Genomic DNA, 25,574 nt, shown 5'->3' with positions numbered 1-25,574 from the left:
AGATGTCGCGTGAACTAGAAGTTCCCGCGTTGGTGGTCGAGAATAGCGAATTCGAAGAAATACTCCGCGTCTGGATTGGTTCGGAGGCGGTCGTCACGATGCAAGACCTCTTTGGACCAAACGCTCACAACTGGGGCATGGTGCTCGCTGATGTCGGTATGCACATAGCCAGGATGAGACTGGAACAAGATGGCATCCCTGAAGTCGAGACGCTTCAGGCATTGGAAGACGGCTATCGTGGCAGAATGTCGGAGCAGTTCAATATCCAGCACCGTTCGCTGACCGGGCGGAACTGAGGAGGAAAAATGCCAATCAACATCACCATGCCGGCGCTCTCGCCCACGATGGAAGAGGGCAATTTGTCAAAGTGGCTGGTCAAGGAAGGCGATAAGGTTTCGCCGGGCGATGTCATCGCCGAGATCGAGACCGACAAGGCGACGATGGAGGTTGAAGCCGTCGATGAAGGCACGGTCGCCAAGCTCGTTGTTCCCGCTGGCACCGAAGGTGTCAAGGTCAATGCGCTGATTGCCGTGCTCGCTGCTGAAGGCGAGGACGCAGGCGCCGCCGCGAAAAGCGGTGGCGGTGCTGCACCAGCGAAGGCCGAAGCTGCCAAAGCGGAGGCTCCCAAGGCTGAGGCGCCAAAGGCTGAACCTGCTGCCCCAGCCGCTCCGAAGGCAGAGCCAGCTCCGGTCGCCAACGGCCACGCCGCTGGCGAGCGCACCTTTGCATCGCCGCTCGCACGCCGCATCGCCAAGGACGCCGGCGTCGATGTGTCGGCCGTGACCGGCACCGGCCCGCATGGCCGCGTGGTGAAGGCCGACGTCGATGCGGCGATTGCCGGTGGCGGTGCCAAGGCGGCGCCCGCGGCCAAGGCTCCGGCCGGCGCGCCGGCTACTGCTTCTGCCCCCGCCGTGAAGCCGATGTCGGACGATCAGGTGCTGAAGCTGTTCGAGCAAGGCTCATACGAGCTCGTCCCGCATGACAATATGCGCAAGACCATTGCGCGGCGCTTGGTCGAAGCAAAATCCACCATCCCGCATTTCTACCTGACGCTCGACTGCGAACTCGATGCGCTTTTGGCACTGCGCACGCAGATCAATGCCGCCGCCCCGATGAAGAAGACCGACAAGGGCGAGGCTCCCGCCTACAAGCTGTCGGTCAACGATATGGTCATCAAGGCGATGGCGATGGCGCTGAAGGCGGTGCCGGATGCCAATGCTTCATGGACCGAAAGCGCCATGGTCAAGCACAAGCATGCCGATGTCGGCGTTGCCGTGTCGATCCCGGGTGGCCTGATCACGCCGATTATCCGTAAGGCGGATGAAAAGACGCTGTCCACCATCTCCAACGAGATGAAGGATCTGGCGAGCCGTGCCCGCAGTCGCAAGCTGAAGCCGGAAGAGTATCAGGGCGGCACCACGGCCGTCTCCAATCTCGGCATGTTCGGCATCAAGGATTTTGCCGCTGTCATCAACCCGCCGCATGCGACGATCCTGGCGGTCGGCGCGGGCGAGGAGCGGGCAGTGGTCAAGAATGGCGAGATCAAAATCGCCACCGTTATGTCGGTGACGCTGTCGACCGACCATCGCGCTGTCGACGGCGCGCTCGGCGCCGAGCTGCTGGTCGCCTTCAAGCGGCTGATCGAAAACCCGATGGGCATGCTGGTCTAGGAAAGGAAAAGGCGGTGCGGAAATTCTTCACCAGCCTTTTTGCCTTCATCCTTTCCGGTTTTGTCGGCGGCCTGGTCGCGCAGCAACTGGCCGTCGCTACCGGTGCCGAGGAAGAATACATCATCGTCTTCATGTTCTCGGTGCTGGTGACGTGTGTCGTCACCTTCGTCTTCTTCGTGGCGCAGTTGATGAATGATCCGGTCGCGGCCGTGGCCAGGACGGGCAAGTGGACGCTGATTGTGTTTGTGGTGTTGCTCGTCCTGTTGATCGCGCTGATCCTCTACAGCGATAGCAGCGCCGCGGTGGTGAAGAAGGACATTCCAATGGTAACCGGCCTTGGTCTGCCGGGCCTGGTGACCATCATTTTGCAATGGTTGTTCGTGCGCTGGCGCGTGAGACGCGGTTTGATCAAGGCACAAATGGGTGTGGGTGCATGAAGACAGTTCTTTGCTACGGCGACTCGCTGACCTGGGGCCACAACCCGGAGACTTTGGGTCGACATGACTATGAAGACCAGTGGCCAACCGCGCTGGCGACAGCGCTCGGACCGGGCTTCCGCGTCATTGCCGAGGGACTGGGTGGTCGCACCACGGCCTATGACGACTTCCTGTCGGCCGCGGACCGAAACGGCGCGCGGGTATTGCCGACGATCCTGAGCACGCATTCGCCGATCGATCTGATCGTCATCATGCTTGGCTCGAACGACATGAAGCCGTCGATTCACGGCAGCGCGGTGATTGCGTCCTATGGCATGCGGCGCCTCGTCGAGATCGTGCGGGGGCACGCCTATCCGTTCGGCGGTGCCACCCCCCGGATTATTCTGGTTTCGCCGCCGCATATCGTGGAGACCCGCAAGGCGGACTACGCCGAAATGTTGGGGACCGGCGCAATCGAGTCGCCCAAGCTCGCCGGCTTCTATCAAACCGCCGCCGACGAGATGGGCTGCGGCTTTTTTGATGCCGCGAGCGTCGCCAGATGTACACCGCTCGATGGTGTCCATCTCGACGCCGAAAATACGCGCAACATCGGCAAGGCCTTGGCGCCTGTCGTGCGCGGCATGCTGGAACAGTGAATAAGGAGAAAATCCGTGGCTGAGAACTACGACGTCATCATCATCGGCTCCGGCCCCGGCGGCTACGTCACGGCGGTGCGTTCCGCCCAGCTCGGCTTCAAGACGGCGATCGTCGAGCGCGAGCATCTCGGCGGCATCTGCCTCAACTGGGGCTGCATCCCGACCAAGGCGCTGCTGCGCTCGGCCGAGATCATGCATTATTCGGATCATTTGAAGGATTACGGGCTGAAGCTCGACGGCAAGGTCAGCGTCGACACATCGGCCGTCGTCGACCGCTCGCGCAAAGTTTCGCTACGGCTCAATGGCGGCGTTGCCTTCCTGATGAAGAAGAACAAGGTCGATGTCATCTGGGGTGAGGCCAAGCTGTCGAAGCCCGGCGAAATCGTCGTCTCCAAGACAGCCAAGAAGCCGATGGAGCCGCAGCCGCCGGTGCCGAAGGGCGTCAAGGGCGAGGGCACCTACACCGCCAAGCACATCATTCTCGCGACCGGCGCCCGCCCGCGCGCGCTGCCCGGCATCGAGCCGGACGGCAAGCTGATCTGGACCTATTTCGAAGCCATGGTGCCGAAGGAGATGCCGAAGTCGCTGCTGGTGATGGGTTCGGGCGCCATCGGTATCGAATTCGCCTCCTTCTACCGCACCATGGGCGCCGACGTGACGGTGGTCGAACTGCTGCCGGCGGTGATGCCGGTAGAGGATGCCGAAGTCTCGAAATTCGCGCAAAAGCAGTTCGAGAGGCAAGGCATGAAGATCATTCTCGAAGCCAAGGTGACCAAGGTCGAGAAGGGTGCGAACTCGGTCACCGCGCATGTCGAGATGAAGGATGGCAAGGTCGAGAAGATCACCGCCGACCGCATGATCTCCGCCGTCGGCGTGCAAGGCAACATCGAGAATCTCGGCCTGGAAGCGCTCGGCGTGAAGACCGACCGCGGCTGCGTCGTCGTCGACGGCTACGGCAAGACCAATGTGCCGGGCATCTACGCCATCGGCGATGTCGCCGGCCCGCCAATGCTTGCCCACAAGGCCGAGCATGAGGGCGTCGTATGCGTGGAGAAGATCGCGAATTTCCCCGGTGTACACGCCATCGACAAGCTCAAGATCCCCGGCTGCACCTATTGCAACCCGCAGGTCGCCTCCGTCGGCCTGACGGAAGCCAAGGCCAAGGCCGAAGGCAAGGATATCCGTGTCGGCCGCTTCCAGTTCGCCGCCAACGGCAAGGCGATCGCGCTTGGCGAGGACCAGGGCTTCATCAAGACCATCTTCGACACGAAGACCGGTCAGCTGCTCGGCGCCCATATGGTCGGCGCCGAGGTGACCGAACTGATCCAGGGTTTTGTCGTGGCGATGAACCTCGAGACGACCGAGGAAGAGCTGATGCACACCATCTTCCCCGCATCCGACGCTGTCGGAGATGATGAAGGAAAGCGTGCTCGACGCCTATGGCCGCGCCTTGAACGCATGATAGATTCGCCGCGAGAGACTCAGCCGCGAAAGCCGCAGGAGTTCGACGGCAAGGCAGTTCGTTTCCGGATGCATTTTTACGCGCGCAAGGAGAAGGCATATGCACTTGAACGGCGTGGGTTGGATCGCAGCCATCATCATCGGCGGCCTGGCAGGCTGGCTCGCCGAAATGGTCATGAAGAGCAACACCGGCATTTTCATGAACATTATCATGGGCATCGTTGGTGCGGTCGTGTTGAACGCCATCCTGCAGGCGCTCAATTTCGGCCCATTCGGCGTCGGCTGGACCGCCTATCTGATCACCGGTTTCATCGGCGCCTGCCTGCTGATCTGGGTCGGTCGCCTAGTGCGCCGCTAGTCGATACGGGTCCGGCTATGCGAAAACGGTTGTAGCGGCATGCGCCGCTGCAGCCTTTTTCTTTGTGACGAAAAGTCCTAGATGACGTAAACGTGACGATCGCCGACGGGCGGTCGCAAGAAAAGCCAGGGTTCAGATGGTCACTGTCCTCGACACGATCGCCAACGCGCCGCGGCTGCGGCACCCCGAGAAGGCGCACAAGCCCGACCAGGAGGTGCTGCGCAAGCCGGACTGGATCCGCGTCAAGGCGCCGGTCTCGAAGGGTTACGCCGAGACACGCGAGATCGTGAAATCGCACAAGCTGGTGACCGTCTGCGAAGAGGCCGGCTGCCCCAACATCGGCGAGTGCTGGGAAAAGAGGCACGCCACCTTCATGATCATGGGCGAGATCTGCACGCGCGCCTGCGCCTTCTGCAATGTCGCCACCGGCATTCCGACCGCGCTCGATGCCGATGAGCCGGCGCGCGTCGCGCATGCCGTCAAGCAGATGGGCCTCAGCCACGTCGTCATCACCTCGGTCGACCGCGACGATCTCGCCGATGGTGGCGCGCAGCACTTCGCCGAAGTCATCCGGGCGATCCGCGCGGCAACGCCGTCGACGACGATCGAAATCTTGACGCCCGACTTTTTGCGCAAGGATGGCGCGCTGGAGATCGTCGTGGCGGCCAAGCCCGACGTCTTCAACCACAATCTCGAAACCGTGCCGTCGAACTATCTGAAGGTCCGCCCGGGCGCCCGCTATTTCCACTCGATCCGGCTGTTGCAGCGGGTCAAGGAACTCGATCCGTCGATCTTCACCAAGTCCGGCATCATGGTCGGCCTGGGCGAGGAGCGGAATGAAATCCTGCAGCTGATGGACGATTTGCGTTCGGCCAATGTCGACTTCATGACCATTGGCCAATATCTGCAGCCGTCGAAGAAGCACCATCCGGTGATCCGCTTCGTCACCCCCGAAGAGTTCAAGTCCTTCGAGACGATTGGCCGGACCAAGGGTTTCCTGCTGGTGGCATCGAGCCCGCTTACGCGCTCATCGCACCATGCCGGCGACGATTTCGCCCGGCTGCGCGCGGCGCGGGAAGCACAGCTCCAGAAGTCGCTCTGATGCATGTCGCCCAAAAGTGACCTCGGTTTTGGGAGAACGACTTGCATAAAAACAAAAAATCTAAAGCGCGTCGCATGAATCCGTTCCGACGCGACGCGCTTTAGAGGCGATTTTATGCCGAAATTCGAAGCCACCCGCCGTGTTGCCCACACGCCACAGCAAATGTTTGCGCTGGTTGCCGACGTCGAGGCCTATCCGCAATTCCTGCCGCTTTGCGAAGCGCTGACGGTGCGCTCGCGCAAGGAGCGTGACGGTCGCACCGTTCTGCTGGCTGACATGAGCATCGGCTATAAGGCGATCCGCGAGACCTTCACCACGCAGGTGCTGCTGAAGCCCGACGAGAAGACCATCGACGTCAAATACATCGACGGACCGTTCAAATACCTCAGCAACATCTGGCGCTTCGACCCGGCCGACAGCGGTTGCGAGGTCCACTTCTTCATCGACTACGAGTTTAAGAGCCGCATTCTCGGCGTGCTGATGGGAACGATGTTCGACCGCGGCTTCCGCATGTTTTCCGAGGCCTTCGAGAAGCGTGCCGACATCATCTACGGCGTTTAGAGCAATTCCAGGAAAAGTGTGAGCGGTTTTCCGCCTGGAATTGCGTCAAAACAAAGAGTTAGAGCGTTTCGCCGTTTCCATGAAACGGTGAAACACTCTAGCCGGCATGACGCTATCGCGGTGAATCCATGCTTTATCCAAGCGCGCGCAGGCCAAGCTGCAGCGCGTGTCTCACCGTCTCGTGGCGGATGAATTCGCGGCCCTTGTGCCCAAACAGCTGGCGCTCGGCGACAACCGGCTGGCCGGCCAGGGCAAGGCCGAACCAGACGAGACCGACCGGTTTGTCAGCTGAACCTCCGCCTGGACCGGCAATGCCGGTAACGGCAAGAGAAAGGCTCGCGCGCGAATGCGCCAGCGCGCCGGCCGCCATCTCCAGCACCGTTTCGCGCGACACAGCTCCATGTGCGTCTAGCGTTTCGGGAGAAACGCCGAGCATCTCCATCTTGGCTTCATTGGAATAGGTGATGAAGCCGCGGTCGACCACGGCGGAGGAGCCGGCAATGTCGGTGAGCGCGGCGATAATCAGGCCGCCGGTGCAGCTTTCGGCTGTCGCCAGCATGATGCCACGTTGCTGGCAGGCCAGCAGCAGGGCGTTTGCGAGCTCGGCGTTGCTCATTCCGGCACCTCGCCCGGAAATACGACGCTGGCGGTGGCGATCGCCGCAATGCCTTCCTCGCGCCCGACAAAGCCGAGTTTTTCATTGGTTGTCGCCTTGATCGAGATGCGATCGGCGGAAATCCCCAGCATCTGCGACAGGGCTGCCGTCATCGCCTCGCGGTGCGGGCCGACGCGCGGCGCCTCGCAGATCAGCGTAATGTCGGCATTGGCGATGCGTCCACCGCGCTCGCGCACCACTTTGGCCGCATGTTCGACGAAGATCCGCGACGCAGCGCCCTTCCACTGCGGATCGGACGGCGGAAAATGCGTGCCGATATCGCCGGCGCCGCAGGTCGCCAGCAGAGCATCGGTCAAAGCGTGCAGGCCAACATCGGCATCGGAATGGCCGGATAGTTTCTTGTCATGCGGTATGGCGACGCCGCACAAGGTGACATGGTCGCCGGGTTCGAAGGCGTGGACGTCGTAGCCGTTGCCGGTGCGGATGTCGGGGAAGTGTGTTCGTTCGCTGGAAAGCCGCTGGTGCGCCATGGCGATGTCCCGTGCCCAGGTGAGTTTGACATTGTCCGGCGAGCCGGGAACCAGTTTGACCGGAATATGCGCCCATTCGGCAATGGCCGCGTCGTCGGTGAAGTCCAGCCTGCCCAGCTGATGCGCCTTGTCGTGTGCGGCAAGGATCGGGCCGTACGGAAAACCTTGCGGCGTTTGCGCCGCGTGGAGCCCGCTGCGGGAGACGGTCTCCGCGACCACGCCGGCAGCCGACTCGCGCTTCAGTGTGTCGGCGACGGGCAGGGCGGGCAACGCGCCCTCGTTCTCGCCGATGGCGGCGATGGTGCGGTCGATCAAGTCCGCGTCGACGAACGGTCGGACGGCATCGTGAATCAGAACCTGGTCCGGCGCGTGGTCTTTGAGCGCAAGCAGCCCCAGCCGGACGGACTCCTGCCTGGTCGGCCCGCCAATGACGGCGGTGACGCGCTGGGCCTGGGTGCCCGCCGCCTGCCGGAACAGTTCGTGGTCGTCGGCGTGGATGGCGACGACAATCCGGCCGGTTCGCGGATGGGCCAGAAACATCTCCAGCGTATGCGCAATGACGGCGCGGCCACCGATGTTCTGGTACTGCTTGGGCCCGTTGGCCTGTCCGGCACGAGCGCCGCGGCCGGCGGCGACGATCACCACCGCAACCCCACCTGTCGCGCTCGCGTTTTCACTTCCGTCAGTCATGGCGATTGGCTTAGCGCACGATCCCCAAAAGTGTAATTGGTTTTCCAAAAAGATCGTGCGTCAAATGTGAACTCCAAAGCATCTTGAAGGACGCGCGGCGCCTTGGTTGCCGCAAAAACCGAAGGTCGGGATTTTCCCAATTGCGCCTTAATGTGGCGTCATTCCGCGTTGCACATTGCGGCCGATATGGCTAGAGAATGTGCAACGAATGGACGTGCTTGGTTTTTGTGCATGGTTAACTCAGCCAAATTGGCCGCGCCTTTGGACGTCGGCGGCGTGGAAATCCGCAATCGCGTATTCCTCGCGCCGATGTCGGGCATCACCGACGAGCCGTTCCGGCGGCGCGCCCATGCGCATGGCGCGGGCCTGGTCGTGTCCGAAATGGTGGCAAGCGGCGAACTCGCCAAGGGCAGGGCCGGCTTCGACTTGCGCATACGTCATTCCGGCCTGCCCGTCCATATGGTGCAGCTGGCCGGCCGCGAAGCGATCCATATGGCCGAAGGCGCACGGATCGCCGCAGGCGAGGGCGCCGACATCATCGACATCAACATGGGCTGCCCGGCCAAGAAGGTCACCGGCGGTTATGCCGGCTCGGCATTGATGCTGGATCTCGACCATGCGCTGTCGCTGATCGACGCCGTGGTTGGCGCGGTCAAGGTGCCGGTGACGGTCAAGATGCGGCTCGGCTGGGACGAGGGCGCGCTCAATGCGCCCATCCTCGCGCGCCGTGCCGAGCAGGCAGGCGTCAAGATGGTAACGGTGCATGGCCGCACGCGCTGCCAGTTCTACCAGGGCAAGGCCGACTGGCGTGCCATTGCCCGTGTCAAGGAAGCCGTGTCCATTCCGGTCGTTGCCAATGGCGATGTCTGTTCCCCTGCCGAGGCGGCCGCCATTCTCGACCAATCTGGCGCCGATGCCGTGATGGTCGGCCGCGCGCACTATGGCGCGCCCTGGATCGCCGGTGGCATCGCAGCCGCCGCCGCTGGCAAAACGGTGACCGACCAGCCTCAGACTCCCGCGGCATTGGCTGACTATGTCGTCGCCCACTACGAAGACATGCTGGCGCTGTATGGCGTTGAGAGCGGTTTGCGGCAGGCGCGCAAGCATCTGGGCTGGTATCTCGATCGCCATGCGGCTGGTGTCGCCGACGATGACCGAAAAGCCATCCTGACCATGTTCGAGCCGACCCGCGTCGTTGCCTTGCTGCGCAATGTGTTCTCGCGTGATCCACAACCCTTGAACCTGCGGAGCGCCGCATGAACGCCGCCGCTGGCCAGAGCGCTGAAACGGCGAATGCCGCGCAGATCGTCCTCAATACCATCCGCCGCCCGGTGATCATGATCAGCGAGGAAGGCTTCATCACCTTTGCCAATGCTGACGCCGAAGACTTCTTTCGCTCCAGCGCGACCATGCTGGCGCGCAACACCCTGTCCAAGCTGATCCCCTTCGGCAGCCCACTGCTGACGCTGGTCGACCAGGTGCGCGAGCGCCGGGCTCCGGTCAACGAATATCGCGTCGATGTGTCGTCGCCACGCCTCGGCATCGAAAAGGTCGTCGATCTCTATGTCGCGCCGGTGCCGGAATTCCCGGGCTCCGTCGTCGTCATGTTCCAGGAGCGGTCGATGGCCGACAAGATCGACCGCCAGATGACGCATCGCGGTGCGGCGCGCTCGGTGACCGGCCTGGCGGCGATGCTTGCCCATGAAATCAAGAACCCGCTCTCCGGCATTCGCGGCGCCGCGCAACTGCTCGAACTGTCCGCTTCCGACGAAGATCGTGCGCTGACCCGACTGATCACCGACGAGACGGACCGCATCGTCTCGCTGGTCGATCGCATGGAGGTGTTTTCCGACGAGCGGCCGATCGATCGCTATCCCGTCAACATCCATGTCGTGCTCGACCATGTGAAGGCGATCGCAAAGAACGGTTTTGCCAAGAGAATCAAGATATTGGAGGACTATGATCCATCATTGCCTCCGGTGTTCGCCAATCGCGACCAGCTGATCCAGGTGTTCCTGAACCTGGTCAAGAACGCCGCCGAGGCGATCGGCAGCGACCCGCAGGGCGAGATTGTGCTGTCGACCGCCTTCCGGCCGGGCATTCGCGTTTCGGTTCCAGGCACACAGGACCGCGTCTCGTTGCCGCTGGAGTTCTGCGTGCGCGACAATGGCTCCGGCGTCTCGGAGGACATTCTGCCGATCCTGTTCGATCCCTTCATCACCACCAAGCCGAACGGCTCGGGGCTGGGGTTGGCGCTGGTCGCCAAGATCGTCGGCGAGCATGGCGGCATCATCGAATGCGATTCGACCCCACGCGGAACCACTTTCCGCATCCTGATGCCGGCCTGGAAGGAAACGCAGTTCGGTGCCGATGAAGATGGCGAAGGAGACCGCAAATGACGGTTCGCGGCAATATTCTCGTCGCCGATGACGATGCGGCGATCCGCACCGTGCTCAACCAGGCGCTGTCGCGCGTCGGCCACGAGGTGCGCGTCACCTCCAACGCCTCGACCTTGTGGCGCTGGGTAGCAGCGGGCGAGGGCGACCTGGTCATCACCGACGTGGTCATGCCGGACGAGAACGCCTTCGACATGCTGCCGCGCATCAAGAAGGCGCGGCCGGAACTGCCGGTCATCGTCATGAGCGCCCAGAATACGTTCATGACGGCAATCCGGGCATCCGAGACCGGCGCCTATGAATACCTGCCAAAACCGTTCGACCTGACCGAGCTGCTCAACATCGTCAACCGGGCGCTGTCGGAGCCAAGGCGGCCGAAGATCGATGCGCGGCCGGATGAGCAGCCTGAAACCATGCCGCTGGTCGGCCGCTCGGCGGCCATGCAGGACATCTACCGCATGCTGGCGCGCATGATGCAGACTGACCTGACGGTGATGATCTCGGGCGAATCCGGCACCGGCAAGGAACTGGTGGCGCGCGCGCTCCACGAATATGGCCGCCGTCGCGGCGGGCCGTTCGTCGCCATCAACATGGCGGCAATCCCACGCGATCTCATCGAATCGGAACTGTTCGGCCACGAGAAGGGCGCTTTCACCGGTGCCCAGAACCGCTCCACCGGCCGATTCGAGCAGGCCGAGGGCGGCACGCTGTTCCTCGACGAGATCGGCGACATGCCAATGGAGGCGCAGACGCGCCTGCTGCGTGTCCTGCAGCAAGGCGAATACACGACGGTCGGCGGCCGCACGCCGATCAAGACCGATGTGCGCATCGTCGCCGCCACCAACAAGGATCTGCGCACGCTGATCAACCAGGGACTGTTCCGCGAGGATCTGTTCTATCGTCTCAATGTCGTGCCGCTCAGGCTGCCGGCATTGCGCGAGCGTTCCGAGGACGTGCCCGATCTCGTGCGTCACTTCTTCAAGCTTGGCGAGATGGAAGGGCTGCAGACCAAGCGCATCTCTTCCGGCGGCATTGAACTGATGAAGCGCTACCCCTGGCCGGGCAACGTGCGTGAACTGGAAAACCTCGTTCGCCGGCTGGCCGCGCTCTATTCGCAGGACGAAATATCAGCCGAGATCATCGAGGCGGAGCTGAAGACCGGTGAGCGCCCCGTGGTGCCCGGCGGCGGCAACCTCATTCCCGACGACCTCTCCATCGGCCAGGCGGTGGAGCATTTCCTGCAGCGCTATTTCGCCTCGTTTGCGGGTGAATTGCCTCCCGCCGGGCTCTATCAGCGCATTCTGTCCGAAGTCGAATATCCGCTGGTCCTGGCCTCGATGACGGCAACCCGCGGCAACCAGATCAAGGCCGCGGAACTGCTGGGGCTGAACCGCAACACGCTGCGCAAGAAGATTCGCGAACTGGGCGTCAACGTCTACAAATCATCGCGACCAGGCTGAGCGCTGATCTGACGCACTCTTTTCAGGGGACTGAGCGGCGAAACATTTCCGCCATTGTCACACTTGTTGCATAATCGCCACAATGCGTTGCATAGATCGGACGCAATCATTGGCTCCCAGACGGCGACATGGCTCCGCAGGCACCTGTACTCAACCAACCGCTTTTCAGCGAACCCGGCGCGCGCGACGGACGCCGCTTGCTGGCGCTGCCCGGCGTCGTGGCGGTCGTCGGCGCGCTGGTCATGGCGGCCATTTCGTTCACCATCCTGGTCGGCGCGACGCCGATCGCGCCTGACGCCAGGACGACCTGGGCGCTGATTGCGCTCAACGCCGCCTTCGTGCTTTTCCTCAGCGCGCTGGTCGGACGCGAGGTGCATCGCATCGTGATGGCGCGCCGGCATGGCAAGGCGGCCTCGCGGCTGCATGTGCGCATCGTCGCCATGTTCGCGCTGGTTGCCGCCATTCCCGCCATCATGGTGGCGATCATCGCCTCGATCACGCTCGACATCGGCCTCGACCGCTGGTTCGAGATCCGCACCAAGACAATCGTCAATTCCTCGCTGTCGATCGCCGATGCCTATGTCCAGGAAAATGCCCGCAATTTGCAGGGCACGACGTTGTCGATGGCCTATGACCTCGATGCGTCGCGCACGCTCTACGGCCTTGATCGCACAGGCTTTCTCGACCTTCTGAACAAGGAGGCGGTGGGCCGGTCGCTGGCCCATGCGGCGCTGATCAAGCCCGACGGCTCGTTCGTCATGAGCGCCAAGACGGATGCCGACTTCGCCATGCCGGAACCGCCGGAAGGCTCAGTCAGCAGCGCCACCGAAGGAAAACCGGTGCTGATCGAGCCGCGCACCCGCAACATCATGGGCGCCATCGTCAAGCTGCGCGAGATCGAGGGCCTCTATCTCTACACCATCCGCCTTGTCGATCCCGAGGTGATCAAGGCGCGGCAGATCGTCAGGTCCAACACCGACGAATACCGCAATCTCGAAGACAACAGGCGCACCTCGCAAGTGGCCTTCGCGCTGCCCTACCTATCGCTGACCCTGATCATCATCCTGTCGGCAATCTGGACCGGCATTGCCGTCGCCGACCGTCTCGTGCGGCCGATTCGCCAGCTTATCGGTGCCGCCGATGAGGTGGCGACCGGCAATCTCGACGTCGCGGTTCCCGTCAGGCCTTCAGACGGCGATGTCGCTTCGCTCGGCGATACCTTCAACAAGATGTTGCTGGAGCTCAAATCGCAACGCAACGAGATCCTGTCGGCAAAAGACCTGATCGACGAGCGGCGGCGCTTTTCGGAGGCCGTGCTCGCGGGCGTCACCGCCGGCGTCATCGGCGTCGATCCCTACGGCATCGTCACCATCGTCAACCGTTCGGCCGAATCGATGCTGGCCATCTCCGCCAGTGCCGCGCTCGGGCAGAATCTTTCCGCCATTCTGCCGCATGTCGGCCGCGTCTTCGAGATCGGCCGCCAGTCGGGCAAGCCTGTCTACCGCGAGCAGGTGACATTCTTCCGCGCCGGCACCGAGCGCACCTTCAACGTGCAGATCACCATCGAGGCGGGCGACGACGGTTCGGAGGAAAAATCCTACGTCGTGACGGTCGACGACATCACCGATCTGGTTCAGGCGCAGCGTTCTTCCGCCTGGGCCGACGTGGCGCGCCGCATCGCTCACGAGATCAAGAACCCGCTGACGCCGATCCAGCTTTCGGCCGAGCGCATCAAGCGCCGCTACGGCAAGGTCATCACCGAGGACCGCGAGGTTTTCGACCAGTGCACCGACACCATCATCCGGCAGGTCGAGGACATCGGCCGCATGGTAGACGAATTCTCAGCTTTCGCGCGCATGCCCAAGCCGGAGATGAAGGCCATCGATCTGCGCGAATCGCTGCGCGAGGCGTCGTTCCTGGTCGAAGTCAGCCGCGCCGACATCACCTTCGAGCGGGTCTTCGGCAATGAGCCACTGAAGGGCACCTTCGACAGCCGCCTTTTGGCGCAGGCCTTCGGCAATGTGATCAAGAATGCCGCCGAGGCGATCGACGGGCTGGAACAGAAGGACGGTTCGCACGGCATAATCCGGATTCAAGCCGGCCGTCAGAATGGCGCGATTCGAATCGACGTCATCGACAATGGCAAAGGCCTGCCGCGCGAGAATCGCCAACGGCTGCTCGAGCCCTATATGACCACACGCGAGAAGGGCACCGGACTTGGTCTCGCTATCGTCAAGAAGATCGTGGAGGACCATGGTGGCAGGCTGGAACTTCATGATGCACCTGCGGATTTCCATGGTGGGCGCGGTGCGATGATCAGCATCATTCTGCCGCTCGCGGCTGCCATGCCGTTGCGCGGTGAAGCCAAGACGGAACACGAAAGAGAAACTGAAAAGGTCGGTAATGGCGTCTGATATTCTCATCGTCGATGACGAGGAAGACATCCGCGAGCTCGTCGCAGGCATCCTGAGCGACGAAGGTCACGAAACCCGTACGGCATTCGATGCCGACAGCGCGCTAGCTGCTATAGCTGATCGCGCGCCGAGGTTGATTTTCCTCGACATCTGGCTGCAGGGTTCGCGTCTGGACGGCCTGGCGCTGCTCGACGAGATCAAGACCATGCATCCTACGCTGCCGGTGGTGATGATCTCCGGCCACGGCAACATCGAGACGGCGGTCTCGGCCATCCGCCGCGGTGCCTATGATTTCATCGAGAAGCCGTTCAAGGCCGACAGGCTGATCCTCATTGCCGAGCGCGCGCTGGAAACCTCGAAGTTGCGGCGCGAGGTTTCCGACCTCAAGCAGCGCAGCGGCGAGACCTTCGACCTGATCGGCATGTCGTCGGCGATGAGCCAGTTGCGCCAGACCATCGAGCGCGTCGCGCCGACCAACAGCCGCGTGATGATCATTGGCCCGTCCGGATCCGGCAAGGAACTGGCGGCGCGCGCCATCCACACGCTGTCGGCGCGCAAGGGCGCGCCATTCGTGACGCTGAGCGCCGCCAACATCACGCCCGAACGCATGGAGATCGAGCTGTTCGGCACCGAATCGAATGGCGTCGAGCGCAAGGTCGGCGCGCTGGAAGAGGCCCACCGCGGCATTCTCTACATCGACGAAGTGGCCGACATGCCGCGCGAGACGCAGAATAAGATCCTGCGTGTGCTGGTCGAGCAGCAGTTCGAGCGGGTAGGGGGCACAAAGCGGGTCAAGGTCGATGTCCGCATCATCTCCTCGACCTCGCAGAACCTGGAAGCCATGATCGCCGACGGACGTTTCCGTGAGGATCTTTACCATCGCCTGGCGGTGGTTCCGGTCATGGTGCCGGGGCTGGCCGAGCGGCGCGAGGATATTCCCTATCTCGTCGACAATTTCATGAAACAGATCGCCCGCCAGGCCGGCATCAAGCCGCGCCGCATCGGCGACGACGCGCTGGCCGTGCTGCAGGCGCACAACTGGCCGGGCAACGTCCGCCAGCTGCGGAACAATGTCGAGCGGCTGATGATCCTGGCGCGCGGCGACGACGTCGATGCGCCGATCACCGCGGACCTTCTGCCGTCCGAGATCGGCGATGTCATGCCGCGCACACCGAATCAATCCGACCAGCACATCATGGCGCTGCCGTTGCGCGAAGCGCGTGAACAGTTCGAGAAGGACTATCTGATCGCCCAGATCAACCGCTTTGGCGGCAACATCTCGAAGACAGCCGAGTTCATCGGCATGGAACGTTCCGCCCTGCATCGCAAACTGAAGTCGCTGGGCGTCTGACGCGCGCGATGTCCATTCAGTCGCGTGTGGGCCAACCATTTGTCGGTTACGGCAGCGGCGGAATCGCATAAGACAGCCCGAGAATTTCCCAAGGGTCGCCAATGCCGCGCATTGCCTATGTCAACGGGCGCTACGTCGCTCACGCCGACGCTTCCGTGCATATCGAGGATCGCGGCTATCAGTTCGCCGACGGTGTCTATGAGGTCTGCGAGGTCGCGCGAGGCTTCATCGTCGACATGCCGCGCCATCTTGCCCGGTTGAACCGCTCGCTGACCGAACTGTCGATCGCCTGGCCGGTCGCGCGCAACGTGCTGCCGCTTATCCTGCGCGAAGTGGTCACCCGCAACCACGTCGTCAATGGCCTTGTCTATGTCCAGGTGACGCGCGGTGTCGCCAGCCGCGACTTTGTCTTCCCCTCGACGGACACCAAGCCAGCTTTGGTGGTGACCGCCAGGAAGGCCGACCCCGCCGCCGCTACAAAGCGAGCCGAAACCGGCATCGCCGTCATCACCGTATCCGAGAACCGATGGGACCGGGTCGACATCAAGACTGTTGGACTGCTTCCCAATGTATTGGCCAAGCAGAAAGCCAAGGAAGCCGGCGCTCAGGAGGCGTGGTTCGTAGATACCGATGGCAACGTCAAGGAAGGCGGTTCGTCGAACGCATGGATCGTCACGCGGGACGGCGTCCTGGTCACCAGGCCGGCCGATCATGGCATCCTGCGCGGCATCACCCGCACGACCATGTTCGAAGTGGCGGCAAAGCTCGGCCTGAAGATCGAAGAGCGCGGTTTTTCCGTCGCCGAAGCCAAGGCGGCGCGCGAGGCTTTCATCAGTTCGGCGACGACAATTGCCATGCCTGTCGTGGCCATCGACGGCGATCCGGTGGCCAACGGGCACCCCGGCTCTGTGACACTTTCGTTGCGGCAGGCCTTTTTTGACATTGCGGAAAAAAGTCCAGCCTGATAACCGCACAGGTGGAATGAACATCAATATATCTCGTTCTGCTTGTCGTTACTGACGACAAGACGGTGTTTGCGCGCTTGACATGTGCCCGACAATTTGGCGCATTGGCTTGCAAACCGAAGGGGATCGGCGAAAGACAAGAACAATGGCGGAACGATCGCAAAACCTTCAGGACCTGTTCCTGAATTCAGTTCGCAAGAGCAAGAACCCGCTCACCATCTTCCTCATCAACGGCGTGAAGTTGACCGGCGTGGTCACTTCGTTCGACAATTTCTGTGTGCTGCTGCGCCGCGACGGTCACTCCCAGCTCGTCTACAAGCACGCCATTTCCACGATCATGCCGAGCCAGCCGGTTCAGATGTTCGATGGCGAGGAAAGCCAGGGCGCCTGATTGGCACGTGAGAAGGACGCGGACGCGACCGTTCGCGGAAAACCAGCGCATCATCCCGGGACGCAAGCCAAGGGGCCGACCCGGGCTGTCGTCATCGTGCCTGTGCTTACCCGCCAGCCGCGTGGCGACGACGAGACGAACCGCCCAAGACTGACGCGTTCGGCCGAGGCTCGCCATGACGAGGCGGTCGGCCTTGCCCGCGCCATCGATCTTGACCCGGTCCATACGGCCGTCGTGACCGTCAACGATCCGCGCCCGGCGACCTTGCTCGGCAGCGGCAAGGTCGAAGAGTTCGCCGAGATCGTCAAGGAGAAGGACGCGGAACTGGTCATTGTCGACCATCCGCTGACCCCGGTGCAGCAGCGCAATCTCGAGAAGGAATTGCATGCCAAGGTTCTGGACCGCACCGGGCTGATCCTCGAGATCTTCGGCGAACGCGCCCGCACCAAGGAAGGCACGCTGCAGGTCGAGCTTGCCCATCTCAACTACCAGAAGGGCCGCCTGGTCCGCAGCTGGACCCACCTTGAACGTCAGCGCGGCGGTGCCGGCTTCCTCGGCGGTCCCGGCGAAACCCAGATCGAATCCGACCGGCGGCAGTTGCAGGAAAAGATCATCAAGCTGAAGCACGAGCTGGAAACGGTTCGCCGCACCCGCGACCTGCATCGCGCCAAGCGCAAGAAGGTGCCGTTCCCGGTGGTGGCAATCGTCGGCTACACCAATGCCGGCAAGTCGACGCTGTTCAACCGGCTGACCGGAGCGGACGTGCTGGCGCAGGACATGCTGTTTGCCACGCTCGACCCGACGCTGCGCCGCGTGCGCCTGCCGCATGGCACGCCGATCATCCTGTCGGACACGGTCGGCTTCATCTCCGACCTGCCGACGCATCTGATCGCAGCTTTTCGCGCGACGCTGGAAGAGGTGGTGGAAGCCGATCTCGTCATCCATCTGCGCGACATTTCCGATCCCGACACGGCGGCCCAAGCCGAGGATGTCGAGCGTATCCTGGCGGATCTGGGTGTCGACGCCGGCGATACCAAGCGGGTGATCGAAGTCTGGAACAAGATCGATCTGCTCGACGAAGGCAACAGGAACCGCCTGCTTGCCGACGCCGCCGACGGCAACAAGGGGCCGCCGATCGCCATATCGGCGGTGACCGGCGAGGGCATCGATGCGCTGAAGGCAATCATCGAGACACGCATGGCAGGCGAGCTGGAAGACCTGACGGTGACGATCGAGCCGGCGCAGTTCGGTCTTGTCGACTGGCTTTATCGCAATGGCGATATTGTTTCGCGCACCGACAATGAAAACGGCAGCGCCACCATCTCGCTCAAGGCCACGCAAAGCGCCCGTGAAGAGATCGAAAGCCGATTGCGCCGTAAAAACAACGGCTAACTCGAGGCAATTCCAGCAAAAGTGTATAGCGGTTTTCCATCCGGAATTGCCGGTCTATAGGCCTATTTCGCGCTCTTCGCTTCCTGCCAGAGTGCTTCCATCTCGGGCAGGGTGGCCTTCTCCAGCGTGTTGCCGGACTTTTCCAGGGCCCGCTCGACATAGTGGAAGCGTGAGCGGAATTTTTCGTTGGTGCCGTTCAGGGCGGCTTCCGAATCGAGCTTGAGGTGACGGCCAAGGTTGACGACGGCGAACAGCATGTCGCCGAACTCGTCCTTGATCGACGCCGTATCGCCCTTGGCCAGCGCCTCGCGCAACTCGCCGATCTCTTCCTCGATCTTGTCGAGAATCGGGGCAGCCTCGCTCCAGTCGAAGCCGACACGGGCAGCCTTCTCCTGAAGTTTGAGCGCCCGTGTCAGCGCGGGCAGGGCGACTGGAACACTGTCCAGAAACCCCTTGCCATTGTCCTCGGGGTCGAGGCCGCGGGCGAGGCGGGCTTGCCGCTTCTCCGTCTTCTCCTCAGCCTTGATCTTTTCCCACATGCCCTTGGCCATGCCGGCACTGCGGGCTTCTTCGTCGCCGAAGACATGCGGATGACGGCGGATCATTTTGGTGGTGATGGCCTGGACCACATCCGGGAAGGCAAATTCACCGGCTTCTTCTGCCATTTGTGAGTGATAGACCACCTGCAGCAGGAGATCGCCGAGCTCGTCGCGCAGATCGTCGAGGTCGCCACGCGCGATGGCGTCCGCCACCTCATAGGCTTCCTCGATCGTATAGGGCGCGATGGTCGAGAAATCCTGCTCGATGTCCCACGGACAGCCGGTCTTCGGCGCACGCAATGCCGCCATGATCTCGATCAGGCGCGAAATGTCTTTGGATGGCGTCATGTGGCGGATGCTATCCCGCTGCCCGACGCGCGGCCAATGCTGTCAGCCGGCGAGGGCGCCTTGTCCACAGGTGAGCCGCTTTAGTCGAGTACGGAGACGATCGCCTTGGCGAGATCGTCCATCCCATCCTCGGGCAGTCCGGCGACATTGATACGGCTGTCGCCGACCATGTAGACGCCATGCTCGTCACGCAGTCGCTCGACCTGCGCCTCCGTCAGGCCGAGCCGCGAGAACATGCCGCGATGGCTGGCGACGAAGTCGAAACGGTCGGAGTTGGACTGCCGGCGCAACGCCTCGGCGAAAGCCACGCGAAGCCTCAGCATGCGCAGGCGCATCTCCTCGAGTTCGGCTTCCCAGTCTGCACGCAAGGCGGCGTCTTCCAGCACGATGCGTACCGCCGCGGCACCATGGTCCGGCGGCATCGAATACATGGCGCGTGCCGCCGACAGCATCTGGCTCATAGCCACATCGGCTTGCGCGCTGTCCTTGGCCAGGATCATCGCCGCACCGACACGATCGCGGTAGACGGCGAAATTCTTCGAGCAGCTCGACGCCACAACCATTTCCGGAACCTTCGCCGCAAGCAGGCGCAGGCCGAGGGCGTCGGCTTCGAGGCCGTCGCCAAAGCCCTGATAGGCGATGTCGACGAATGGCAGCAGGCCACGCTCGACGATGAGATCGGTTACCGCCTGCCATTGGGCCGCATCGAGGTTGGCGCCGGTCGGGTTGTGGCAGCAGCCATGCAGCAGCACCACATCGCCGCTCTTGGCCGTGCGCAGTGCCGCCAGCATGTCGTCGAAGCGAACGGCACCGGAGGCCGCATCGAAATAGGGGTATTCGCGGATCTGCAAGCCGGCGGAACGCATCACCGGCATGTGGTTTGGCCAGGTCGGATCCGACAGCCAGACGGTTGCGTCCGAACGTGTCCGCTTGAGCAACTCCGCCACCAGGCGCAGCGCACCGGAGCCGCCAGGCGCTTGTGCTGCGCGGATGCGCGTCATGTCCGCGCCCGGGCCGAAGGCGAGCTTGGCCATCACCGCGTTGAAGCCGGTATCGCCGGCGAGCCCAAGATAGGTCTTGGTGTCCTGGCTGTTCAGCAGCCGCTTTTCCGCCTCGCGCACGGCGCGCATGACCGGCGTCTTGCCGTCGCGATCCTTGTAGACGCCGACGCCGAGGTCGACCTTGTTGGGGCGCGGATCGGCGCGATAGAGGCCGATCAAGGCCAGGATCTTGTCGGCGGGGGCTGGCTGCAGGTCTTCGAACATCGTTATGGTTCCGTTGGCGCGGCGGAGTGATACGCAAATCGAACGCGCTTCGCCAGCGGTTTTGGTCGCCAGAAGGCAAAAGGCGGCACCCACGGGCGCCGCCTTTCGATCGAAACGATAGCCGTTATTCTAATCCCGGCGTATGCGTCGCTAGGAAAGCAGTTCAAGGAATGACAGCTTCATGCTCGTACGGCTGACGATGATCTGCAATGGCGCCACGGCCGCGACCCGGAAGGGGGCGTTCCCGTCGGACGAGCCGTTGGAGCCGCGATCGCTGACGCTGGCAAAGGCGATGCGCGGGACGCTGCGCCGCGCCGACCGCGCGTGGGCGGCCCCGGCGCTTCGAGCCCGCCAGACCGCCGAGGCGCTGGCGCTGGACGCATCGGTGGAGCCGCTTCTGGCGGACCAGGATCATGGAAGCTGGGCTGGCATGCGTTTTGAGGACGTGCAGACGAAACAGCCCGAGGACATCGCTGTCTGGCTGACAGACCCCAATGCAGCGCCGCATGGCGGCGAGTCGTTGGCCGATGTTGCCCACCGGGCTTCCGAATTGATGGATCGGTTGATGGCCGAGCGTGGCCACACGATCGCGATAACCCATGCCAGCGTCATTCGCACCGCGATCTTGCATGTTCTGGGTGCCCCGCTTGCTGCTAGTGGGAAGATCGACATCGAGCCGCTGAGCATCACCGATTTTCGCAGCGACGGCCACAGGTGGGTGCTGCGCGCCTGCGGTGTACCCGCTCCGAAACCGGTAAAGCCACTTCGCACCTGAGAGTGAGGCAGGGCGAGGGGACTGCGAACGCGATCGTCCGGCGGAGCCCGGCAAGAAAAATGGCACAGTCGGGATTAAAATCTCCACATGCTCCGTAAACAGGGCATGAAACGGTCGATGCCACGCTTTGACATCATAGGACAGCTCGGGTCTCTGCGGCGCTACGCACAGTCGCTGACGCGCGACAGTGCGGATGCCGAGGATCTCGTGCATGACGCGCTGGTGCGCGCCTATGAGCGGCGCGGCACCTTCCGCTCGGGTGGAAACCTGCGGGCCTGGCTGCTGTCGATCGTCCATAACGCGTTTGTCGACCGCGTCCGCTCGCGCCGCTCGGAAGCGGCGCGCATCGAACAGGCCGGATACCTCGCCGATGCCGCCACGCCGGCGCCGCAGGAACATTCGGTGCGCCTGGCGCAGGTGCGGGAGGCCTTTTTCAACCTGCCGGAAGAGCAGCGTTCGGCACTGCATCTGGTCGCCATCGAAGGGCTTTCCTATCAGCAGGCGGCCAATGCGACAGGCGTGCCGCTGGGTACGCTGATGTCGCGCATCGGCAGGGCGCGCGCCGCCTTGCGCCAGATGGAAGAAGCCGCCCCGGCGCGCGGCAAAAACCATCTCAGGATCGTGGGAGGTGAGCAATGACCGCTCTTGTCGACCCCGTTACGGACACCGACCTCGACGCCTATGTCGACGACCAGCTGGATGTCACTCGCCGCATCGAGGTCGAGGCGTTCCTGTCGATCCGGCCGGAGGCCGCGGCACGCGTGATGTCGGATCTGCGGACCCGCGACGAACTGCGCGTGGCGCTTGCCGGTTCCAAGGGCATGGCACGGCCGGCGACTGCTGACGCGGCGCGGCGGCTGGAGAGGGGGCTTGTCCGTGGCCGTGTCTTCGGTGTTTTGCAGCGCGCCGCGGCCGTTGCCGCCTTCATCGCCGCCGGCTGGCTGGCGAACGGCATCATCGGGCCGATGTCCGTGACCAAGGTCGTCGCGTCGCCGCAGCCGCCCGCCTATGTCGACGAGGCCGTGCGCGCGCACCGGACGACGCTGGTGCGCGAAACCATGCCCTCGCAGCCGGAGGCGCCCAATTACAACGCCGGCGAGATCCGCGCCGCGACCGCGATCATCATGCCGACGCTGCCCAAGGACTGGAAGGTGCGCGACGTGCAGATCTATCCGTCGCGCTTCGGCCCAAGCGTCGAGATGGCGGTCGACACCAAGGATATGGGCCTGGTGTCGCTGTTTGCGATCCGGCCGGGAACCTTCGACGTGGTCAAGCCGACCGTCGCGCCCTCGGGCGACATTTCCTCGGCCTATTTCCAGATCGGCGAGGTCGCCTATGCGGTGGTCGCCAAGAGCGGGGTTCATGACCTCGACCGCGCCGCCGAGGCGCTCGCCAAAACGCTTTACTGACCGATCCACAAAGGAGACTGCAAATGAATACGCCCAATCTGGGATATCGCGTCGGCACCGGCGCCCACGCCGGAGCCGTCTTCGACGAGGGCCTGCGCCAGCACATGCTGCGCGTCTACAACTATATGGGCCTTGGCCTCGTGGTCACCGGCCTGGTTGCCTTCCTGGTGTCGTCGACGCCTGCGCTCTATGTCCCGATCTTCTCCAGCCCGCTGAAGTATGTGGTGATGCTGGCGCCGCTCGCCTTCGTCCTGCTGTTTTCGTTCAAGATGCAGACCATGTCGGCGGCCGGCGCCCAGGCGATGTTCTGGGCCTTCTGCGCGGTGATGGGCCTGTCGCTCGCCTCCGTGTTCCTGGTCTTTACCGGAACCAGCATCGCGCGCACCTTCTTCATCGCCGCCACCATGTTCGGCGCCACCAGCCTCTACGGCTACACGACCAGGCGCGACCTGACGCAGTTCTCGTCCTTCCTGATCATGGGCCTGATCGGCGTGGTGATCGCCAGCATCGTCAACATCTTCCTCGGCTCGACCGCGCTGCAGTTCGCCATCTCGGTGATCGGCATCGCCGTCTTCATCGGCCTGACCGCCTGGGACACGCAGACGATCAAGGAACAGTACGCCGAGAATTTCGACGCGGAATCGCGCCAGAAGCTGGCCGTCTTCGGCGCCTTCTCGCTCTATCTGAACTTCATCAACATCTTCCAGCTGCTGCTGAACTTCACCGGCGAGCGGGAGTAACGACTGTCCGCTGTGGGCAAGGGCGGGGTTCTCGCCCTTGATGCGGAGAGGTGGCCGGAGGAGAGATCCTCCGGCCACAATTCGTTCCGGCAAGATCCGACTACGTCTTGAGTCCCCAAGAGCTTTTGCTAGTCTGCCGCGCGGCAGCCTTTAATACCGCGCGAGGACATGTGGCACAGGACAGCCAAACGCTTCAGGGCGACGGCATTTCGGCTGTTATAGTCGGGCAGGGCGCCGAACTGGTTTCGCTGCAGGATGCGAACGGATTTGAGTTCCTGTGGCAGGCCGGACCACAGTGGCGGCGCCATTCTCCGGTGCTGTTTCCGATCGTCGGCCGGCTGAAGGGCGACCAACTGCGCCATCGCGGCCAGACCTATCCGATGACACAGCACGGCTTCGCCCGCGACAAGCCGTTCACCTGGGTGGAGAGGGGGCCTCGGTCCTGCACGCTTGTCCTCACCGACGATGCTGACACGCGTGCGTACTACCCATTCGCCTTTCGCCTTGCCGTCACCTACACGCTCGACCGCCAGCGGCTTGGCGTGACCTTGGAGGTCACCAATACAGGCGATGAGCTGTTGCCGGCCTCGATCGGTGCGCATCCGGCATTCAACTGGCCGTTGCTGCCGGAATTGCCCAAGGAAGCCTATCGGTTGACCTTTGCCGAGGCCGAGCGGGCACCGATCCGCCGCCTGAAGGACGGGCTTTTACTCCCCGACCTGCGGCCAACGCCGATCGACGGCAGGACGCTTGCACTGTCCGAACGATTGTTCGACGACGACGCCGTCATCCTGGACCGGCCCGCCAGCACCAGCGTGCGTTACGCCGCCGACCACGGTCCGGCGATCGAAATGTCATGGCAGGGAGCAAAGGAACTCGGCATCTGGTCCAAACCGGGCGGCGCGCCGTTTCTGTGCATCGAACCTTGGCATGGTGTTGCAAGTCCGGTCGATTTTGACGGTGAGGTCAGCGACAAGCCTGGCGTGATGCTGATCGAACCGGGGGCGAAGCGTTCGCTGAGCTACCGGATCAGCCTGGAGGAGGGGCGGCAGTGATCGGCGGACGGCCAGCCGGAATCCGACGCCATGGGGACCATGCATCCTTCATAACGGATGCTCGGAGACCTGACTGTTCGAAAGAGAAGCCGGATTTCAAACCTGTCGGGAGATGGTGCCGATCACATTGACGAGAAGGCGCGCGGCGGTCAGCGCCGACAGGCCGTCAATATCGGCGGGCGGGTAGAGTTCGACAAGGTCGAATCCCACGATCCTGGCCCGCTTGCCGAGGCCCGCGACCAGGTCGATCGCCTGCGTATAGGTGAGGCCGCCCGGCGTACGCGCCGCCACGCCCGGCATGATGCCGGGGTCGAGGCTGTCGCAGTCGAAGGTGACGACGACGCGTGCGCCTTCCGGAATATGCCTGAGCGCCGCTTCCACGCCTTGGGCATGAACTTCGCGCGCGGTCACGAAACGGCTGCCATAGTGCTGCGCTGCCTCGATTTCAGCGAGGCGGGCGCTGCCGACGCTGCGCAGGCCAACCTGCACCATGCCGGCGACATGCGGCATCTCGCTCGCCCGCCGCATCGGGCTCGAATAGCCATAGCGTTCGCCATGCACCTCGTCGCGCCAGTCGATATGGGCATCGATCTGCAGGATCCAGATCGGTCCGTGATCCGCAAAGCCGACAAGGAACGGAATGACGACGGAATCGTCACCGCCAAGCAGGATCGGCACGGCCGGCAGGGCCAGGACCTCACGCGTCTTCGCCTCGATCCGGACCCGGTTTTCGGCATTGTCGTGCAGGATGGTCGAGATGTCACCGGCGTCGACGCAGCAGGCCGGCTTGCCGTCGAACAACGGGCCGCCGAGATCGAAGTCCCAGTGCTGGACGAGTGGGGCATCATCCTGGCTGGCGGCACGGATGGCGTCTGCGGCCAACGCATAGCCGCTGCTGTCCTTGCCGGGATAGGTGCTGCCGTGACCGGCTCCGAAGATCACCGCGCGGGGCGGGCGGCCATCGGCGAGGCGATCGGGAAGGCCGAGAAAGGAAGATGAGGCGGTCATTTTTGA

Annotated in this window: 25 protein-coding genes and 1 pseudogene; 21 read left to right on the top strand and 5 right to left on the bottom strand. The window is 63.1% G+C overall.

Annotation, left to right across the window (positions count from 1 at the left end):
* Nucleotides 1-2 precede the first annotated feature (2 nt).
* The 8 genes and pseudogenes from AC0V8S_RS23290 (at nucleotide 3) to AC0V8S_RS23255 (ending at nucleotide 6,224) form a co-directional block, all read left to right on the top strand.
* Nucleotides 3-296 carry a DUF5076 domain-containing protein gene (locus AC0V8S_RS23290; protein ID WP_475433604.1) on the top strand — a complete coding sequence of 98 codons (294 nt, stop codon included), beginning with the start codon at nucleotides 3-5 and terminating at the stop codon, nucleotides 294-296.
* A gap of 9 nt (nucleotides 297-305) precedes the next feature.
* On the top strand, nucleotides 306-1,670 hold the full coding sequence (locus tag AC0V8S_RS23285) for a pyruvate dehydrogenase complex dihydrolipoamide acetyltransferase (RefSeq protein WP_475433602.1): 1,365 nt from the start codon (nucleotides 306-308) through the stop codon (nucleotides 1,668-1,670).
* A 14-nt stretch (nucleotides 1,671-1,684) separates the two neighbouring features.
* A complete protein-coding gene (locus AC0V8S_RS23280; protein WP_475433600.1) occupies nucleotides 1,685-2,107 on the top strand; it encodes a hypothetical protein in 423 nt (140 codons plus the stop codon).
* Complete coding sequence (locus AC0V8S_RS23275) at nucleotides 2,104-2,742, top strand: SGNH/GDSL hydrolase family protein (RefSeq protein WP_475433599.1); 639 nt, start codon at nucleotides 2,104-2,106, stop codon at nucleotides 2,740-2,742. Before AC0V8S_RS23280 ends, AC0V8S_RS23275 begins: the two co-directional genes overlap by 4 nt.
* A gap of 15 nt (nucleotides 2,743-2,757) precedes the next feature.
* Nucleotides 2,758-4,204 (top strand): annotated as a pseudogene (gene lpdA / locus AC0V8S_RS23270) (dihydrolipoyl dehydrogenase).
* Nucleotides 4,205-4,303: 99 nt separating this feature from the next.
* Nucleotides 4,304-4,561, top strand: coding sequence for a GlsB/YeaQ/YmgE family stress response membrane protein (locus AC0V8S_RS23265; RefSeq protein ID WP_143978087.1), 258 nt, complete (start codon nucleotides 4,304-4,306; stop codon nucleotides 4,559-4,561).
* Between the two features lie 136 nt (nucleotides 4,562-4,697).
* Nucleotides 4,698-5,663, top strand: a complete 966-nt coding sequence (lipA, locus tag AC0V8S_RS23260; protein ID WP_475433597.1) for a lipoyl synthase — start codon at nucleotides 4,698-4,700, stop codon at nucleotides 5,661-5,663.
* Between the two features lie 114 nt (nucleotides 5,664-5,777).
* On the top strand, nucleotides 5,778-6,224 hold the full coding sequence (locus AC0V8S_RS23255) for a type II toxin-antitoxin system RatA family toxin (RefSeq protein WP_475433595.1): 447 nt from the start codon (nucleotides 5,778-5,780) through the stop codon (nucleotides 6,222-6,224).
* 133 nt (nucleotides 6,225-6,357) lie between these two features.
* On the opposite strand, the gene AC0V8S_RS23250 is transcribed toward AC0V8S_RS23255, so the two are convergent.
* A complete protein-coding gene (locus AC0V8S_RS23250; protein WP_475433593.1) occupies nucleotides 6,358-6,840 on the bottom strand; it encodes a CinA family protein in 483 nt (160 codons plus the stop codon).
* On the bottom strand, nucleotides 6,837-8,060 hold the full coding sequence (locus AC0V8S_RS23245; protein WP_475433591.1) for a bifunctional 2-C-methyl-D-erythritol 4-phosphate cytidylyltransferase/2-C-methyl-D-erythritol 2,4-cyclodiphosphate synthase: 1,224 nt from the start codon (nucleotides 8,058-8,060) through the stop codon (nucleotides 6,837-6,839). Before AC0V8S_RS23245 ends, AC0V8S_RS23250 begins: the two co-directional genes overlap by 4 nt.
* Nucleotides 8,061-8,291: 231 nt before the next feature.
* Between AC0V8S_RS23245 and dusB the strand changes: the two genes are divergently transcribed.
* The 8 genes from dusB to hflX all read left to right on the top strand — a co-directional run bounded on the left by dusB (nucleotide 8,292) and on the right by hflX (nucleotide 18,429).
* The gene (gene dusB, locus AC0V8S_RS23240) at nucleotides 8,292-9,320 is read left to right on the top strand and encodes a tRNA dihydrouridine synthase DusB (RefSeq protein WP_475433589.1); all 1,029 of its coding nucleotides are present in this window, start codon (nucleotides 8,292-8,294) and stop codon (nucleotides 9,318-9,320) included.
* Nucleotides 9,317-10,459, top strand: a complete 1,143-nt coding sequence (locus tag AC0V8S_RS23235) for a two-component system sensor histidine kinase NtrB (RefSeq protein WP_475433588.1) — start codon at nucleotides 9,317-9,319, stop codon at nucleotides 10,457-10,459. The genes dusB and AC0V8S_RS23235 overlap by 4 nt, the downstream gene beginning before the upstream one ends.
* Nucleotides 10,456-11,916, top strand: coding sequence for a nitrogen regulation protein NR(I) (ntrC, locus tag AC0V8S_RS23230; protein ID WP_019858034.1), 1,461 nt, complete (start codon nucleotides 10,456-10,458; stop codon nucleotides 11,914-11,916). The genes AC0V8S_RS23235 and ntrC overlap by 4 nt, the downstream gene beginning before the upstream one ends.
* 128 nt (nucleotides 11,917-12,044) lie before the next feature.
* Entirely contained in the window at nucleotides 12,045-14,330 is a 2,286-nt protein-coding gene (locus tag AC0V8S_RS23225; RefSeq protein WP_475433587.1) for a sensor histidine kinase NtrY-like, read from the top strand.
* Nucleotides 14,320-15,681 (top strand): nitrogen assimilation response regulator NtrX, encoded by a 1,362-nt coding sequence (gene ntrX, locus AC0V8S_RS23220; protein WP_010909346.1) that lies wholly within the window; start codon nucleotides 14,320-14,322, stop codon nucleotides 15,679-15,681. Before AC0V8S_RS23225 ends, ntrX begins: the two co-directional genes overlap by 11 nt.
* 101 nt (nucleotides 15,682-15,782) lie before the next feature.
* Nucleotides 15,783-16,646: a D-amino-acid transaminase gene (locus AC0V8S_RS23215; protein ID WP_475433585.1), complete on the top strand. Its 864-nt coding sequence runs from the start codon at nucleotides 15,783-15,785 to the stop codon at nucleotides 16,644-16,646.
* A 145-nt stretch (nucleotides 16,647-16,791) separates the two neighbouring features.
* Nucleotides 16,792-17,037 carry an RNA chaperone Hfq gene (hfq, locus tag AC0V8S_RS23210; protein ID WP_006202172.1) on the top strand — a complete coding sequence of 82 codons (246 nt, stop codon included), beginning with the start codon at nucleotides 16,792-16,794 and terminating at the stop codon, nucleotides 17,035-17,037.
* A complete protein-coding gene (hflX, locus tag AC0V8S_RS23205; protein WP_183459072.1) occupies nucleotides 17,038-18,429 on the top strand; it encodes a GTPase HflX in 1,392 nt (463 codons plus the stop codon).
* A 62-nt stretch (nucleotides 18,430-18,491) separates the two neighbouring features.
* Here hflX and mazG read toward each other — a convergent pair whose 3' ends face one another.
* Both mazG and AC0V8S_RS23195 read right to left on the bottom strand, forming a co-directional pair.
* Nucleotides 18,492-19,316, bottom strand: a complete 825-nt coding sequence (gene mazG, locus AC0V8S_RS23200; RefSeq protein WP_475433580.1) for a nucleoside triphosphate pyrophosphohydrolase — start codon at nucleotides 19,314-19,316, stop codon at nucleotides 18,492-18,494.
* A gap of 80 nt (nucleotides 19,317-19,396) precedes the next feature.
* Nucleotides 19,397-20,581 carry an amino acid aminotransferase gene (locus tag AC0V8S_RS23195; RefSeq protein WP_475433578.1) on the bottom strand — a complete coding sequence of 395 codons (1,185 nt, stop codon included), beginning with the start codon at nucleotides 20,579-20,581 and terminating at the stop codon, nucleotides 19,397-19,399.
* Between the two features lie 181 nt (nucleotides 20,582-20,762).
* On the opposite strand from AC0V8S_RS23195, the gene AC0V8S_RS23190 reads away from it, so the two are divergent.
* The 5 genes from AC0V8S_RS23190 to AC0V8S_RS23170 all read left to right on the top strand — a co-directional run bounded on the left by AC0V8S_RS23190 (nucleotide 20,763) and on the right by AC0V8S_RS23170 (nucleotide 24,560).
* Nucleotides 20,763-21,356 (top strand): histidine phosphatase family protein, encoded by a 594-nt coding sequence (locus AC0V8S_RS23190; RefSeq protein WP_475433576.1) that lies wholly within the window; start codon nucleotides 20,763-20,765, stop codon nucleotides 21,354-21,356.
* 87 nt (nucleotides 21,357-21,443) lie between these two features.
* Nucleotides 21,444-21,995: a sigma-70 family RNA polymerase sigma factor gene (locus AC0V8S_RS23185; protein ID WP_183459080.1), complete on the top strand. Its 552-nt coding sequence runs from the start codon at nucleotides 21,444-21,446 to the stop codon at nucleotides 21,993-21,995.
* On the top strand, nucleotides 21,992-22,765 hold the full coding sequence (locus tag AC0V8S_RS23180; RefSeq protein ID WP_183459082.1) for an anti-sigma factor family protein: 774 nt from the start codon (nucleotides 21,992-21,994) through the stop codon (nucleotides 22,763-22,765). The genes AC0V8S_RS23185 and AC0V8S_RS23180 overlap by 4 nt, the downstream gene beginning before the upstream one ends.
* Nucleotides 22,766-22,788: 23 nt before the next feature.
* Complete coding sequence (locus tag AC0V8S_RS23175; protein WP_183459084.1) at nucleotides 22,789-23,505, top strand: Bax inhibitor-1/YccA family protein; 717 nt, start codon at nucleotides 22,789-22,791, stop codon at nucleotides 23,503-23,505.
* Between the two features lie 170 nt (nucleotides 23,506-23,675).
* Nucleotides 23,676-24,560 carry an aldose 1-epimerase family protein gene (locus tag AC0V8S_RS23170; RefSeq protein WP_475438683.1) on the top strand — a complete coding sequence of 295 codons (885 nt, stop codon included), beginning with the start codon at nucleotides 23,676-23,678 and terminating at the stop codon, nucleotides 24,558-24,560.
* Between the two features lie 96 nt (nucleotides 24,561-24,656).
* Here AC0V8S_RS23170 and AC0V8S_RS23165 read toward each other — a convergent pair whose 3' ends face one another.
* Nucleotides 24,657-25,568, bottom strand: a complete 912-nt coding sequence (locus AC0V8S_RS23165) for an agmatinase (protein ID WP_475433574.1) — start codon at nucleotides 25,566-25,568, stop codon at nucleotides 24,657-24,659.
* Nucleotides 25,569-25,574 lie beyond the last annotated feature (6 nt).

Source organism: Mesorhizobium oxytropidicola, assembly GCF_056174625.1.
Note: the sequence above shows the minus strand (reverse complement) of the source record. Positions and strands in the feature narration are given on the sequence as shown.